Genomic DNA, 15,054 nt, shown 5'->3' with positions numbered 1-15,054 from the left:
TTTCGGAGCCTACAAATCAGAAAAAATAATATTTGATCTATCACATTACGCAAAAAGCCGTCCGGCATGAAAAACGGGCGGCTTTTTTGCGTGGATAGACGGAAAGGAGGCACAAAAATAACTACAAAATTTTAGCGTTCAAATTTGTGCAACTTTAATGAAAAGGAGGATCGTAAATGGCCGATGAAAAATTGAATACTGGCCCTGCGGTGAATACTTCCCCGGAGGCCGCCGGGCCTATCACCACACCCGAACAGGCCGCAGCGTCTGAGCCCCAGCAGGAACAGACCGGGCCTGCCATACCTGAGTCCGACGATGTAGTTGTGTCCTTTGACAAAATCAATGAACTTATGGCGGAAAAGAGGCAGAACGCCCGCGCCGAAGTCGAAAAGGCGGAAACCCCCGAAACGCCAGAGGCGGCAGCCCCCGGAGAAACACCGCAGCCCGCCAATACGGAGGAACCGAAAAAGCCGCGCCGTGGCCGTCCGCCGAAAGCGGAAAAGGCTGCGACTGAAAATCAGAAAGCGGATAAATCGGCTGGGGCCCGCAAGGGCCGCCCACCCAAGGCGGATAAGGCGGCCCCTGACAAGCCCAAGCCGTCCAAACGAGACAAAGTGTCCCGAAGTGACGGAAAGGCCCCGGATGCCAAGGAGCCCATTAAGCCCGTACAGGATACGGCACCGAAGGAAACTGCTGCTGCGGAACAGACGGCTCCCGAGCCGACCACACCGCCCCGCCCGGTTGAGGAAGGCAAGCTGGTTTATCTGAAACTTTCCGAGGTTCATCCGTTTCACACATTTCGTCCGCACCCCTTTAAGGTACGGGACGATGCGAAGATGCAGGAAATCGTTGCTTCTATCCGCGTAAACGGTGTAATGGTTCCCGGTCTTGCCCGCCCGGAGAAAGATGGAAACGGCTATGAAATTGTAGCGGGCCATCGCCGTACCCACGGCAGTGAACTGGCGGGGCTGGAGGAAATGCCCTTTATCGTCCGTGAAATGACCGACCACGAAGCGGTACAGGCCATGAAGGACAGCAACAAGCAGCGTGACGGGATGCTCCCCAGCGAATTGGCCGCGCTGCTGGAACTCGAGGTTGAGGACATCAAGCATCAGGGCGGGCGGCTGAAAGGTGTTGCGGAAGGCGATGTCGGGAAACGCTCGGTTGAGATTGTAGGCGAGGCGCATGAAATGAACTATAAAAAGGTCATGCGCTACTTGCGGCTCAACTCCCTTGTGCCGGAGCTTCTGGATAAGGTAGACGATAAAAAGATGGGCTTCATGCCTGCCGTGGAGCTTTCTTATATCAAACCGAAAAATCAGAGGCTTATTGCTGTTTCCATTGACGGGGAGCAGGCTTCGCCCTCGCTGGCCCAGGCTAAACGGCTCCGGAAGCTGGATAAGGAAGGCAAGCTTAACGGCGATGTCATTGACGGTATCTTATCAGAACAGAAAAAGGAGGATCGAGGCGTGATTATTTCTACTGCGGAACTGGAAAAGTATTTTGGCAAGGAGGTCACTCCCGCCAAAATGAAAGAACAGATTATGTCCCTGCTGGATGACTGGAAAGAAAAAAAGCCGCCGGAGCTGGCAAAAGCCCCGAAAAAGCAGGAACTTGACAAGTAACAACTTCGAGACACTTTGTCCCGAGGGCCCCGCCCTCGCGCAGAGGCTCTGGTGGTATATATCCCCCGTCGCCGCCTGTTTTTTAGTACAGTCGGGAGTGGGCCGTCAAGGGTGCAGCGCACCGCCGTTTTCGGCGGCTCGCCCTTGACGGTCTGCCCCGGCTGTGCTATTTCCCCGGCAAGCGGCGGGGGTATATCCTCCAGAGCCGCCCCCTTTCCCAAGACTGGGAAAGGGCGTGGGGTTTGGGTTGAACTTTCTTATTAAAATATCGGAGGTATGAACGATGAAACGACCCCTTGCTTATATCACCGCTGCATGGCTCGGCGGCGATAGCGAAAACGCAGAACTGGCGGCGCAGTATTGCCGCACCGTGTATGAGGCAGGCTTTTCTCCTATTTGCCCGACCCTGTACTTGCCCCTGTTTCTCAATGATGCTGTTCCCGAGGAGCATAAAAGCGGCATCGACATGAGCCGTGACCTGCTCCGCCGTTCTCATGTGCTGGTTGTTTGCGGGCACAGTATGACCGAAGCCATGAAAAATGATATTGCCGTGGCCCAGCGGCTGGGAATTACGGCAACAACCCTTGAGGGCATCCTGTCCGTCAAGGGACAGGGCCGCCGCTAATGGCAACCCTGTTTGAAGCCTACGTTACCAACGCCGGAAAGTACAGCGAGGGCCAGCTTGTGGGTGAAACACTGAAATTTCCCACAACCGCCCAGGAGGTGGAGGCTCTCTTGAAACGGATCGGCGTGGATGGAGTCTGCTATCAGGAAATTTTTATTACCTCTTTCGATGGGGATGTGCTGGGGCTCTATGACCATTTGAGCGAGTATGAAAATCTGGACGAGCTTAATCATCTGGCCTGCCTGCTTTCCGAGCTTACCTCATCGGAGCTGGAAACACTGGAGGCCGTCCTCGACAGCGGCGATCACTGTTCTTCGGTGCGGGACATCATCAATCTGACACAAAATCTGGACTGTTACGGCTTTTACCCCGGCGTATCCGATGAGGAAACGCTGGGGCGTATTTATGTGGACGATCTGGAAATGTTGGATGTGCCGGATCAGGTAAAACCGTATTTCGATTATGAGGCGTATGGCCGGGATGCCTGCATCCACGAAAACGGCCATTTTGCCCCGGGCGGCTATGTTGTCAAAGAAAGCGATCATTTCGTGGAAGTGTATCACGGCTTGCAGGATATTCCCAAGGAGCATAAGGTATTCTCTTTCCCGAAGCTCTCTATCCGGGAGCAAATGGCCGTTTATCAGGAAATCATAGACGGTTCTTCTTTGGAGGGCTACCGTCAAATGCAGAAAAAAGACCGTGGGGATCGGTGATGGCACTTCGAGACAAATTGTCCCAAGGAAGGAGGCGGTGTAACTGATTGATGAAGATATTTCCCGGCGCACGATAGCCATATCCGTAAAAACAACCAAGCTGACGGCGCGGGGACTGGCGTATGTGCTGGGCATGGTGGGCCGGAAGATCCGCAAGGCATACCGTGGGCGGCAAGTACCGCATGGAAAACAAAGTGTGCGAAAGCTCATGGCCCACGGTACAGCCACCAACAGCATTGAGCTATCCGGGGATGCCAAGTCCTTTGACCGCGTGGCCCGGAAATGGAATGTAGACTATGCGTTCTATAAAACCGGGCCGGACAAATACCTGCTGTTTTTCAAGGCTGGACAGGCAGACGCAATGACCGCCTGCTTTTCTGAGTATTCCCGGAAGGTGTTAAACAAAGCAAAATCGAACCGTGTTCCCATCCGGGAACAACTGCAACAGGCGGCAGATCAGCTTTCCAAAGAAAAGCCGAAGCAGAAAGAACGTGCAAAGGAGGTGGCCCATGAGGACAGATAAGATCAGAAAATATCTCATTCCGAACATTCCCTATCTGTTCATCCTGTGGGCGTTCCTCAAGCTGGGAACGGCCTACCGGCTGGCAGCGGGTAACGATTTTGCACATAAGCTCATCGGGCTGGGCCAGACGATTGGCCCGGCCTTTGCTGACTTTGCACCCGGTCTTGCCCCGCTGGATTGGCTTGTTGGTATTGTAGGCGCAGTTGGTTTCCGGCTGCTGATCTATTTCAAAAGCAAGAACGCTAAGAAGTTTCGGCGGGATGCAGAATACGGCAGCGCTCGGTGGGGAACGGAAAAAGACATCAAACCGTTTGTTGATCCGAAGTTTGAAAACAACATGATTTTGACCGGGACGGAGTTTCTCACGATGAACACCCGCCCTAAAATCCCCGCAAATGCCCGAAACCTGAATTGCTGTATTATCGGCTCATCCGGCTCCGGCAAAACCCGCTTCTGGCTTACGCCCCAGCTTTTACAGGCCCATTCCTCTTATGTGGTGGTCGATCCCAAAGGCGGTGTGCTGGGACAGGTCGGAGCTTTCCTGCAAAAACGCGGGTACAAAATCAAGGTATTCAACAGCATAGATTTTTCAAAATCCATGCACTATAACCCGCTGGCGTATATCCGCAACGAGGCCGATATTCTGAAATTCGTGGATGCCCTGATTTCCAACACAAAGGGCGAAGGCAAGGAAGGCGATCCATTCTGGACGAAATCGGAAACGCTTTTATACTGCGCCCTGATTGCCTACATCATTTTCGAGGGGCCTGCCGAGGATCGGAACATGAATACCCTTGTGGATATGATTTCCGGCATGGAGGTCAAGGAGGATGACGAGGACTTTATGAACGCGGTGGATTATATGTTTGCCGGGCTCGAAAAGCGCAAGCCGGATTGCTTCGCGGTCAAACAGTATAAAAAGTACAAATTGGCAAGCGGTGATATATGCTTTAAGTGACTTCTTAATCATGATTTTGTCATGGTTAGTGAAGCAATCACTTAGAGCATTTTTGTTTCAGGAGGTACAGCCATGAGAAATGAAAAAATTACCCCACTGTACGAGCGCCTGAGCCGGGACGATGAGTTACAGGGCGAGAGCAACTCCATATCCAACCAAAAACAGATGTTAGAGGATTTTGCCCGCCGGAACGGGCTGCCCAACCCTACGCACTTTACCGATGATGGTATCTCAGGCACTCGTTTTGACCGCCCCGGATTTTTGGCGATGATGGAGGAAGTGGAGGCAGGGCGTGTAGAGGCAATCGTCATCAAGGACATGAGCCGGTTGGGGCGAGACTATCTGAAAGTCGGTCAAGTTATGGAGGTTTTGCGGCAGCGAGGCGTTCGGCTGATCGCCATTAACGACGGTGTAGACAGTCTGAAAGGTGATGACGATTTTACCCCGTTCCGCAACATCATGAATGAATTTTACGCCCGTGATACCAGCCGGAAAATTCGCTCTGTGTTTAAGTCAAAAGGCATGAGCGGCAAGCACCTGACCGGCACTGTGATTTACGGCTACTTATGGGACGAAAAGCGGGAGCATTGGCTGGTAGATGAGGAAGCTGCCGAAGTGGTACGCCGTATATTCTCCCTCACGCTGGAGGGATATGGGCCTTACCAGATCGCCTGCAAATTATCCACAGACCGGATTGAAATTCCTGTCGTACACCTTGCCCGCTTCAACGAGGGTGTGAACCGTTCAAAGCCGGTCAAAGACCCCTATGGATGGGGATCATCTACCATCGTGAACATTTTGAAAAAACGAGAGTATTTAGGGCATACCATCAATTTCAAGACCCGCAAGCACTTTAAGGACAAGAAAAGCCACTATGTTTCTGAGGACGAATGGACGATCTTTGAGAATACCCATGAAGCCATTATCGACCAGCAGACCTTTGATTTGGCGCAGAAAATCCGCAGCAATGTACGGCGTTATCCAAACGGCTGGGGCGAAGCGGCTCCCCTCACAGGATTGCTCTATTGTGCCGATTGCGGCGGCAAGATGTATGTCCACCGCACCAACAATGGCAAGAGGATTTCTCAATATACCTGTTCCAATTATACCAAAGTTCCGTGTGGGACACTATGCCCTACACAACACCGTATCAATGAGAGTGCTGTCCTGACATTGGTTTCCGACACGCTCCGGGCTATCGCTGAATATTCGAGAAATGACCGGACGGAATTTATTCACACTGTTCAGGAGACGCAGGTTGCTCAACAGAGTGCCGATATATCGAAAAAGCGCAGGCGTCTGGCTGCTGCCCAAAAGAGAGCCGGAGAACTGGAAAAACTGATTTGCAAAATCTATGAGGACAACGCCCTCGGCAAGCTGCCGGATGCACGATATAAGGCGCTTGATGCACAGTATGCCAAAGAGCAGGATGCACTTGAGATTGAAATTGCGGAGCTGGAAAAGGCTGTTACCGGCTATGAGCAGAGCCAGAAATCCGCAGAGAAATTTATAGCCCTAATTGATAAGTATGAGAATTTTGACATTCTGACAAACACCATGCTCAACGAGTTTGTAGAGAAAATCCTTGTCCACGAACGCGCCCGAAAAGGTAGCCAGGACACCACGCAGGAAATTGAAATCTACTTTAATTTTTTAGGGCGCTATATCCCACCATCTTTACGGCCGGTTCCTTTAACCACGGAGGAGCAGGAAGAACTGCAGAAAAAAGAAGAACGTAAGGACAGGCTTCATCAGAATTATTTGAGGCGGAAAGCCAGCGGCGCACAGAAACAGTATGAGGACAAAATCAAGGCGAAGAAAAAAGCGGAAATGGACGCTAAGAAAGCCCTGATCCGGGCTGAGGATATGAAAAAAGGTGTTTTTTCTACTATCGGTCAGCTACCAAAAGAAGAACCGCGCAAAGGCAGCATAGCAGCCAGCGCAGCAGTCTAATCATCACGGAGCAAAGGAGAATGAATATGAGTAAGTTGACTTACATTCGTTGTGGAGATTATGATATACCCAACCTAAACCTTTCTGAACAGCCGGAAACTTCTATCGGCAAGTACGGCAGAATGCGAAAATCCTACCTAAAGGAACATCGCCCCATTCTCTACAACCATCTGCTGATGAGCGAGAAGCTGTATCCACACCTGTTAGAGATTGAGCGGACAGCACAGGGGCGTGTGGAAACCATGTTGCCTCACATGATGGAAGTTGCGGGTGTCACGGAGGAACTGAAAGCCTGTGACCCTATGCGCTGGGTGGGGCTGATGAACACATTAACGGCACAGATTGAGGAAATTTTAATCAGGGAACTGATTTGCAGATGAATGGGAGGTGCGGGAAATGCTGACCTTTGAAAAGGTTTTGAAAGTGTTTCAGGCATATCTGGATGATGACCCTCTGTATGAGGTGGTTCAGACCAGTCATGGTTATACATTGATGGCATGGGAACCCCACCGGAATGACTGGTACAGCGCAGAAATACAGAAAACCCCGGAGGATTTACGGAACGCTTTGTTGGGTACATACGCCAACTTTCTGGAAGATAAGATTACTGGAAATGACCGTGACCTGACTGCGACAGAAACCGGAGAAATCCAGCAGAGGTGCCGGGAACTTTTGGAAAAGTGCAGGGAAACATGATACAGAAACGCCAGAAGGAGGCCGCGATTATGCGTCCTCCTTCTGCTTCGCAGTCTGTTCCATTTTGAGCGCCCCGTCTATGGCACCTTCGATAATCGGCAGGTATTCTTCAGGGCAAAGCTTCAGCTTGTGGCTGACCCGTTGCCGCTGTTCGCTTTCTTCCCGTATGATCTCCGGGTTAAAATACCGCTCTACGGGAAGTCCGCAGACCTTAATCAACTGGATCATCACGGGCAGGCTCGGAATCGCACCTTGATTCTCAATGTTGGCAAGATACCGCCATTCAATCCCAACCATTTCTGCCAATGTTTTTCGTGCCAGACGCTTTGCCTCTCGTGCAGCTTTGACATCTGCGCCGAAGGTTTCAAAACCGGGACAATCTTCAACTTTCGCCATATAACATCACCCAGTTACATTGTATAATTCATACTTCGCCCGTGGAATGTTGCTATATGCAGGTTGATTGAAGTTTATAATTCATATTCGCGCTTGCTTTGCAACACAGAGGTAACTTATAATTATAATAATCTTTCTAAATCTTGAGTTCTCCATAATAGATACATATTTCTCTGCTATACTTGAAAAGTTGGAGGTGGGACAATGCAGAAGATTTTAATTGTCGAAGATGATATTGACATTCAGGATATATTGAAAAACCATCTGATTGATGCGGGATATGAAGTTGCTGTTGCTTCTGACGGCGTGGCGGGGATTGCAATGTTTGATGATACAATCGACCTCTTGCTGTTAGACATCATGCTCCCTAAAATCGACGGCTATGGTGTGTGTGAGGTCATTCGCAAAAGGTCACAAGTCCCTATTATTATGCTTACTGCGCTTTCGGATGAAGAAAACCAGTTGCGGGGTTTTGAACAGCAGATTGACGATTACATTCCAAAGCCCTTTTCGCCCAAAATCCTGCTGTGCAAGATTGCGGCTATTCTTCGCCGTAGGACTGTGGAAAATCAAAATCAATCCCTGCTTACTTATAAAGAGTTGAGTATGGATGTTGATGGATTCCATGTATATCAAGGCGGAAACGAGGTTGTTTTGACCAGCAAAGAGTTTGCGCTTCTTAGGCTTATGCTTGAAAATCAGGGAAAGGTCTTTACTCGGCAAATGCTACTTGACCGATTGTGGGCGGACGATTTGGAGGTCGAAGATCGGATCGTTGATAGTCACATAAAGAACATTCGCAAAAAGTTAAATGCTGACTATATAAAAACAATTAGAGGGGTGGGATACAGAATTGATAAGGAAAATTAAAACGAGCCTAACGGCAAAGCTCTTTTTAGCGACAACGGTTCTTTTGATTTTGGTATGTTTGCTTTCTGTTTTCAGTATGGCGAGATATATTCCCCAAACTTATAGCAATCGACTTAGTGCAGAATTGCAAAAGCAAGCAAATGATTTAGTGCCAGTATTGGAAAAGGCTGGTTCCTTAGAGGAATGTTATTCACTTGTTCAGCAATTCACCGCACAGACAAAAGCAACTGCCTATATTGAAGATGATTATGGAGATATTTTATATTCAAGTGACAAATTGACGATAACAACAGACAAGGATTCTATTGCTACGATTCAAGAAAATCCTGATAGCGCAATTATTACAAGTGACGAATTACTGACAGAAGCAGGCTATGTGTTCACCCTGTTAGGTAGCGACTATACCCTTTATGTGCAAAGTGATACGGTGTCCGTCAATCAGGCAACAGAGGCGATTTGGCAAACCGTTCCGCTGGTTATATTGGGAATCTTCTTTATGTCCATCTTGTTTTCTGTCATTTACTCACGCTATATAACAAAACCGATTATTGAATTAAGCAGCACATCGCAAAAAATGGCCCAGCTCAATTTTGAGCCGCACGGAAATTCTAATCGTTCAGACGAGATAGGAATACTCTCGGACAGCTTAAATACTTTGTCGGATAATTTACAGCATACATTGGCAGAACTGAAAAAAAGCAATTCCGAGTTAGAGGCCGAAATATCAAAAGAGCGAGAACTTGAAAAAAAGCAACAGGAATTTTTCTCGGCGGCATCACATGAACTGAAAACGCCTTTGACAATTCTGAAAGGTCATTTAATGGGGATGCTCAATAAGGTCAAAGGATATGAAAATCAAGAGTCGTATATGGAGCGGTCGCTGGCCGTTGTTGAAAAAATGGAAACATTAGTGAAAGAACTGCTCTATGTATCTAAAACAGACGGAAAACAGAGAACAGAATATAAGACGATTGATTTTGCAGAGCTTCTTCGGGTACAAATAGCTGATGTGACCGATTTGCTGTCTGAAAAAGAAATCTCCCTTTCCGTGGATATTCCTGACAAAATCCTGTGTGATGCAGACCCGGCACAGATGGAACGAGCCATTCAAAATGTTTTGGTAAATGCCATTCGCTACTCACCGAATGGTGAGGCAATCTATATATCCTTATCGAACGATAAAAATACCGTTTCCTGCAAAGTTGAAAATACAGGCGTCCATATTCCAGAGGAAATGATACCCCATCTATTTGAAGCATTTTACAGAGCGGATACCTCCCGTAATCGTAATACCGGGGGAACAGGCTTAGGACTTTATATCGTCCGCGAAATCATGGAACTGCACCACGCAAAATATGGTATCCAAAACACAAGCAGAGGTGTGGTGTTCTGGCTTGAAATGCCGCAAGAAAGAGGTGCTATCAACTCCATCTAAACTCCATATTCCTTGCAAACTATATCCAAATCATTTTGTTATCTTATAGCTGTCCTCAAGAGGACAGCTATAATTTTTGAAAGCGAGGCAAAGCAAAATGGTAAAAGCTAAATTCGGAGCATTGGCTCTGACGGTATTGATGGGACTGGGTGCAGTAAGTCCCTTGCATGGGGTCACAGAAGCTCATGCGCTAAACGCACCTGTTGCCAATTCTGCACAGCAGAAAACGGTCGTGTCCACAACGGATGATTCCGATGGCGTTATGAGCTACAAGGACAAGGAGAGCGGAAAGACCTTTGTCAGCGAGGACAATGGCGCAAGCTGGATGTCCGAAGAAGATTATAATAACAGCCATCCCGCAATCAACTACGAGTGGTGGACTTATGACGAGTACAAGGAATGGCTGGAACAGGAAAAGAAAACTCTTCAGGAAATGGCCGACGAGCACGCAATGGCCGAAACCAGCGAGGGCTCTTTCGAGTGGACGCAGGAAATGACAGACCAGTACATTGCCGAATATGAGCAGACCCTGGAGGACATCAAAAATGGGCTTCTCGTATCTAAGTCTGTGAATGGGGACGATGAGTGCATGACAACTTTCAATCCTAATTGGGTAGGCAGCACTACCGACTAACAGCCTATCATGTTGATTTAGAAACTGCCACACGACGAAAAAAGAAAAAAAGCCGTCGTACAGCAGCCATATCGACACGCCCATTTGAAGCGGCGGCTTTGATTTTCAGAGCCGCCGTTTCTTTTCGTCTACGCTAAACCAACGACGACCTAACACCGTGTAAATCCACGGCGGCACATAGGAGGATTGCCGCCGTGTCTATTTTTGCCTTTTTTCACAGTCCCCATGACCTGCACCAGCTAAAAAAAGTCTGTTCCCAGCAGCGGAGCAATGCGGTCAGAAGTATGCACTATACCATGTAACTAAACAGCAAAATATACTCTATTACGCTCGTATGGCTTTATGCCGTCCGGGCGCTTTTTTGTCTCTATGGAGCCGGAACATCGGGTCAGCATGGCCCGAACTTTATCCCCGGTGCCGTTCTCCGCCGCCCCATTCAGATTTTCCCGAAAAAATCTGAATGGAGGAAAGGCAGATGGAAGTTACCATCAATTATAACGGACAAGCTGTGGCCGTGGAGGTCACGCTGGAAGTCTATGAATTTCTTGACCGGGCCGATCACAAAACGGAGAACCTGTTCCATGAACAGCGGCGGCATTGGGATGGCCGGGAGTTTGACGAGTACATCATTACCACTGAGGGTGTAGGAGCCTACGGCGAAACGCCGGAAGAATACCTTTGCCGCAAGGAAACACTGCATGAGCTGATGGCTGTTCTGGACACCTGTACCGAGGCCCAGCGCCGCCGGTTCTTGCTCTATGCGCTTGACGGACTGAGCCTTGCAGAGATCGGTGTGCTGTGCAGTTGCTCCAAAGTGGCTGTGTATCAAAGTGTGGAGGCGGTCAGAAAAAAATTTATAAATTTCTTTGAGAACAGGCTTAACGAATGACCTGTTTTCTGGCTACCAAGTGAAAGGGATCATTTCCCTTATCTCAGCGAGGGGCGGACAGCGGATGAGCTGCCCGCCTCTCCGATTTTCAGGAGGTAAGCCTATGAAAACAATCAATCTGCGGTGGATGTATCCCCACTACCGGCATGACGAGTTTGTGGATGTTACGGACGAGGTATGGGCAGCGATGTATCAGGCCAAGCGGGAGATGGAGAACTATGAGCGTCGGAAAGTCTACCACCGCGCCTACTACTCTCTGGACGCATACAGCTGGCTGGAAAATTACGCACTGGAACACAGCAGATCGCCGGAAGATATTTTGCTGGAACGAGAAGAAATGACCACCCGCCTATACCTGATTGCAGCTCTGCCGGTGGCTCTGGCTCATGCCACTCCGACACAGGCCCGCCGTGTTCACGCCTACTACATTGCTGGTATCAAGCAGCCGGAAATCTCTCGGATAGAGGGCGTCCACAGCAGCAAGGTCAGCGTTTCCATCCGCCGGGGTCTGCGGAATATGCGCCGCTGCTATGATGGCCTTTTCCAAACAGAGTGAGGGCATGCCTATGCAGACCATCAATCTCAAACAATATTATCCATTTTGCAAAGAGGACATTTTTGTGGAGGTGTCCGATGAGATCGTCGAAACGTTTCTTCTGGACAAGAGAGCCGAGGCCACCAGAGATCGCAAGATGTTCCGGTATAAGGCGTTTTATTCCCTTGATTGTAACGATGGAATCGAAAATGCCGCCATCGGCTGGGCGCAGCCATCGCCGGAGGACTACCTGATAGAAAAAGAAGAATTAGCCGAATACGAAGAACTGATACGGCGATTGTATGAAGCCATTTCCTCCCTGCCGCCTATGCAGGCTCGCCGTGTCCACGCCCGCTATATGCTGGGTATGAAAGTGAAAGATATTGCCGCAATGGAGGGTATCACGCCATCACAGGCGGGAAAATCCATCCATGCCGCACTGCGGAGGCTGCGCCGGTACTTTGCTCGACAGAAATGGACGGTCAATCTATGAGTATTTTCAAAGAAAAGAGGTGCCTGACATGAACGAAAAAATTACAGCCCACCCCCAAAAAGAAGAACGGGAGAAAGTCCTGAAGGAGATTCGGCAGCTTGAAAACCGAAAGAAGATTTTGGAGAACAAGCAGCGGAACGAAGAACGCAGGGTTCGCACCCGCCGCCTGATTGAGCGTGGGGCCGTTTTGGAGGGCATTTTCCCTCTGGCCCCCGACCTTCCCGGCGTAGAGGTCAAAGCGTTCCTGATTGCCCTGTCCCATCTTCCGGGGGCGGCAGAACTGGCCGCAAAACTGCCGAAATCCGGGGGCAAGCCGTAAGTCCCTTGTTTACAAGGGCGCACTTATACACCGTTGCCGGTGTCGTGCGCCCTGCCGGGGGCTGTTGCGCTCTCCGAGCGCGATGGGGCGCTACACTCCCCAAACCCCTTGTGCGCTCTGCGCAGCCAGACACCCGCTTCGCGTCTGTCCGGCTCCACGGAGCCTGAATACCCCTTACCGAAAGGAGGTGCCACCCATAGATTTTTGTCATATTCCCGTTAGTATCATCAAGCGCAGCGCGGGCCGTTCTGCCGTTGCCGCAGCTGCTTACCGCAGCGGAACCAAGCTGACAAATGAATGGGATGGAATGACCCACGACTACACCCGGAAAGGCGGCATTGTCCATGCGGAGATCATGCTGCCTGCCCACGCGCCGCCGGAATTTGCAGACCGTTCTATCCTCTGGAACAGCGTGGAGCAAATCGAGAAAGCAAGGGACAGCCAGCTTGCCCGTGAGATCGAGGCAGCTCTGCCCCGTGAACTGTCCGGTGAACAGCAGCTTGCCCTTGTGCGCGCCTATGTGAAGGACAACTTTGTAGACAAAGGAATGTGTGTTGACTTTGCTATCCATGACAAGGGAACCGGCAACCCTCATGTCCATATCATGCTGACGCTCCGGCCTCTGAAAGAAAATGGACAGTGGGGTGCAAAGTGCCGCAAGGCATACGATCTGGACGAGAACGGGCAGCGTATCCCGGATGGGAAAGGCGGCTGGAAAAATCATCGGGAGGATACGACCAACTGGAACGATAAAGGGAATGTGGAGATTTGGAGGGCAGCGTGGGCGGCCTGCACCAACCGGGCGCTGGAATCTGCCGGCAGACCGGAGCGCATTGACCACCGCAGTTACAAGCGGCAGGGAATTGATAAAATCCCCTCTGTCCATCTGGGGCCAGCTGCCAGCCAAATGGAAAATCGCGGTATCCGCACCGACAAGGGGGAAGTAAACCGACAGATTGCCGCCGACAACAAACTGCTGAAAGAAATTAAAGCCCGCATTACCCGTCTTTATCGCTGGTCGAAAGCCGAAACGGAAAAACCACAAACACAGCAAAGCAGCTTGACAGCTTTGTGGGAGGCTCAGCAGCAGTTGAACGCTCCCCACACCCGCACCGGCAAAATCCGGGCTTTGCAGGAAAGCGCTGCACTATTCAGCTTTTTGCAGGCAAACGGCATCCAGTCTATGCAGCAGCTTCATGAAAAAATCGCTGATATGAACAGCTGTTACTATGACCTGCGCGGAAAGATCGTCAAGGCCGAGCGCCGGATCACTACCCTTACCGAGCGCGGGGAGATGTGGGAACAGTACAACCAGTACAAGTCCATCCACAAGCAGCTTGCCAAAGTAAAGCCGGAAAAACGGGAACAGTTTGAACAGCGCCACAGCCGGGAACTGATCCTGTATGACGCAGCGGCCCGGTATCTGAAAGAACTGAAAGACAGCGGCGAGGCAATCACCCCAAAGGCATGGCAGCTGGAAATTGACCAGCTGGCCGCTGGAAAGCAGACGGACACGCTTGCCATGAAATCCATGCGGGAGGATTTGAAAGCAGTGGAACGGCTCCGCAAAACCGCCGAGCAGCTGTCCAGACAGGAACGGGACAAGTCTCACGACCGGGAGCCGGAGCGGTAAGGGCTACCACGTTTCACGACATACTTTTGCACACAGAAAAACCGCCGTACAGGTTTCCCCATACGGCGGCAGACTGTTTATTTGCCGAACAAGTCGCTGTGTGTGCCGGTGCGGGCCAGCGTCAGCACCAGAACATCATCTTCTATGCGGTAGACAAGCAGCCAGTCCGGGAGAATGTGACATTCTCGATGGCCTGCCCAATCGCCAGACAGGTCATGGTCACGGTTCTTATCCGGCAGCGGTTCGCCCATTGCCAGCAATGCTACGACCTGCTCCAGCAGTTCGATCTTCAAGCCACGCTTGATGGCTCGTTTGTAGTCTTTTTTGAAACTGGTCGTGTACTTGACGGTATATTTGGTTTCTTTCATCTTTTCAGGTCAGCAAATAACTCGTCAAGGTCATTGTAGCCCTTTACAGACGGGTCTTTTGCAATCCTTTCCGCTTCCAGCATGGCAGCAACCGTTTCTTTGTTCGGCTGTTCCAGCCTTACTTCAAAGGGAATGCCGCCTTCACGAAGCGACTGGCGCACAAAGATGTTAAACGCCGTAGTCAGGTTCATGCCAAGTTCAGTAAACAGTGCGTCCGCCTGCGCTTTCAAATCTGCGTCCATGCGGATACTGATGTTTGTGGTATTTCCAGCCATACGATCAACCCCTTTCTGCTGGTAATTATAGTATATGCTATTTGCACGAAGAAAACAATACTTTGCACGAACATTTAACAATAAATTCATTTAAGGAGGTTACCGACTTTATGA

General features: G+C 50.1%; 18 protein-coding genes and 1 pseudogene. 16 read left to right on the top strand and 3 right to left on the bottom strand.

Annotated elements, in window-relative coordinates:
* Positions 1-176: 176 nt before the first annotated feature.
* The 8 genes and pseudogenes from ACI0CA_RS12305 to ACI0CA_RS12270 all read left to right on the top strand — a co-directional run bounded on the left by ACI0CA_RS12305 (position 177) and on the right by ACI0CA_RS12270 (position 7,093).
* Positions 177-1,625 (top strand): ParB/RepB/Spo0J family partition protein, encoded by a 1,449-nt coding sequence (locus ACI0CA_RS12305; RefSeq protein WP_308448868.1) that lies wholly within the window; start codon positions 177-179, stop codon positions 1,623-1,625.
* A 283-nt stretch (positions 1,626-1,908) separates the two neighbouring features.
* A complete protein-coding gene (locus ACI0CA_RS12300; RefSeq protein ID WP_308448867.1) occupies positions 1,909-2,250 on the top strand; it encodes a DUF7768 domain-containing protein in 342 nt (113 codons plus the stop codon).
* Positions 2,250-2,963, top strand: coding sequence for an antirestriction protein ArdA (locus ACI0CA_RS12295; RefSeq protein ID WP_308448866.1), 714 nt, complete (start codon positions 2,250-2,252; stop codon positions 2,961-2,963). The genes ACI0CA_RS12300 and ACI0CA_RS12295 overlap by 1 nt, the downstream gene beginning before the upstream one ends.
* Before the next feature lie 100 nt (positions 2,964-3,063).
* Positions 3,064-3,486, top strand: coding sequence for a PcfB family protein (locus tag ACI0CA_RS12290; protein WP_349201448.1), 423 nt, complete (start codon positions 3,064-3,066; stop codon positions 3,484-3,486).
* Positions 3,473-4,426: pseudogene (locus tag ACI0CA_RS12285) on the top strand (type IV secretory system conjugative DNA transfer family protein); the annotation flags it as partial. The gene ACI0CA_RS12290 and the pseudogene ACI0CA_RS12285, both read left to right, overlap by 14 nt.
* A gap of 90 nt (positions 4,427-4,516) precedes the next feature.
* Entirely contained in the window at positions 4,517-6,397 is a 1,881-nt protein-coding gene (locus ACI0CA_RS12280) for a recombinase family protein (RefSeq protein WP_343284639.1), read from the top strand.
* Between the two features lie 26 nt (positions 6,398-6,423).
* Positions 6,424-6,777 carry a TnpV protein gene (locus tag ACI0CA_RS12275; RefSeq protein WP_308450135.1) on the top strand — a complete coding sequence of 118 codons (354 nt, stop codon included), beginning with the start codon at positions 6,424-6,426 and terminating at the stop codon, positions 6,775-6,777.
* Between the two features lie 16 nt (positions 6,778-6,793).
* Complete coding sequence (locus tag ACI0CA_RS12270; RefSeq protein WP_308450134.1) at positions 6,794-7,093, top strand: hypothetical protein; 300 nt, start codon at positions 6,794-6,796, stop codon at positions 7,091-7,093.
* A 27-nt stretch (positions 7,094-7,120) separates the two neighbouring features.
* Here ACI0CA_RS12270 and ACI0CA_RS12265 read toward each other — a convergent pair whose 3' ends face one another.
* Positions 7,121-7,489: a helix-turn-helix transcriptional regulator gene (locus ACI0CA_RS12265; protein WP_021650277.1), complete on the bottom strand. Its 369-nt coding sequence runs from the start codon at positions 7,487-7,489 to the stop codon at positions 7,121-7,123.
* A 204-nt stretch (positions 7,490-7,693) separates the two neighbouring features.
* On the opposite strand from ACI0CA_RS12265, the gene ACI0CA_RS12260 reads away from it, so the two are divergent.
* From ACI0CA_RS12260 to mobQ, 8 genes are all read left to right on the top strand, one after another.
* Positions 7,694-8,359: a response regulator transcription factor gene (locus ACI0CA_RS12260; protein ID WP_117456766.1), complete on the top strand. Its 666-nt coding sequence runs from the start codon at positions 7,694-7,696 to the stop codon at positions 8,357-8,359.
* Positions 8,343-9,794 (top strand): sensor histidine kinase, encoded by a 1,452-nt coding sequence (locus ACI0CA_RS12255; RefSeq protein WP_308450133.1) that lies wholly within the window; start codon positions 8,343-8,345, stop codon positions 9,792-9,794. The genes ACI0CA_RS12260 and ACI0CA_RS12255 overlap by 17 nt, the downstream gene beginning before the upstream one ends.
* A 232-nt stretch (positions 9,795-10,026) precedes the next feature.
* The gene (locus tag ACI0CA_RS12250) at positions 10,027-10,428 is read left to right on the top strand and encodes a hypothetical protein (RefSeq protein WP_148456275.1); all 402 of its coding nucleotides are present in this window, start codon (positions 10,027-10,029) and stop codon (positions 10,426-10,428) included.
* Positions 10,429-10,903: 475 nt separating this feature from the next.
* A complete protein-coding gene (locus ACI0CA_RS12245) occupies positions 10,904-11,317 on the top strand; it encodes an RNA polymerase sigma factor (protein WP_062808220.1) in 414 nt (137 codons plus the stop codon).
* Positions 11,318-11,420: 103 nt separating this feature from the next.
* A complete protein-coding gene (locus ACI0CA_RS12240) occupies positions 11,421-11,873 on the top strand; it encodes an RNA polymerase subunit sigma-24 (RefSeq protein WP_343284640.1) in 453 nt (150 codons plus the stop codon).
* Positions 11,874-11,883: 10 nt separating this feature from the next.
* Positions 11,884-12,345 (top strand): RNA polymerase sigma factor, encoded by a 462-nt coding sequence (locus ACI0CA_RS12235; protein WP_343284641.1) that lies wholly within the window; start codon positions 11,884-11,886, stop codon positions 12,343-12,345.
* Positions 12,346-12,373: 28 nt separating this feature from the next.
* Positions 12,374-12,664: a DUF3847 domain-containing protein gene (locus ACI0CA_RS12230; protein WP_343284642.1), complete on the top strand. Its 291-nt coding sequence runs from the start codon at positions 12,374-12,376 to the stop codon at positions 12,662-12,664.
* A gap of 187 nt (positions 12,665-12,851) precedes the next feature.
* Entirely contained in the window at positions 12,852-14,297 is a 1,446-nt protein-coding gene (gene mobQ, locus ACI0CA_RS12225; RefSeq protein WP_395507295.1) for a MobQ family relaxase, read from the top strand.
* A 77-nt stretch (positions 14,298-14,374) separates the two neighbouring features.
* Here the strand turns inward: mobQ and ACI0CA_RS12220 are convergent, their stop codons facing one another.
* Positions 14,375-14,665: a type II toxin-antitoxin system YafQ family toxin gene (locus ACI0CA_RS12220; protein WP_002596328.1), complete on the bottom strand. Its 291-nt coding sequence runs from the start codon at positions 14,663-14,665 to the stop codon at positions 14,375-14,377.
* Positions 14,662-14,940 carry a type II toxin-antitoxin system RelB/DinJ family antitoxin gene (locus tag ACI0CA_RS12215; protein ID WP_005924829.1) on the bottom strand — a complete coding sequence of 93 codons (279 nt, stop codon included), beginning with the start codon at positions 14,938-14,940 and terminating at the stop codon, positions 14,662-14,664. The genes ACI0CA_RS12220 and ACI0CA_RS12215 overlap by 4 nt, the downstream gene beginning before the upstream one ends.
* Positions 14,941-15,054: the final 114 nt, after the last annotated feature.

Source organism: Hominenteromicrobium mulieris (assembly GCF_046197855.1).
GTDB classification, from domain to species: Bacteria; Bacillota; Clostridia; order Oscillospirales; family Acutalibacteraceae; genus Hominenteromicrobium; species Hominenteromicrobium mulieris.
Note: the sequence above shows the minus strand (reverse complement) of the source record. Positions and strands in the feature narration are given on the sequence as shown.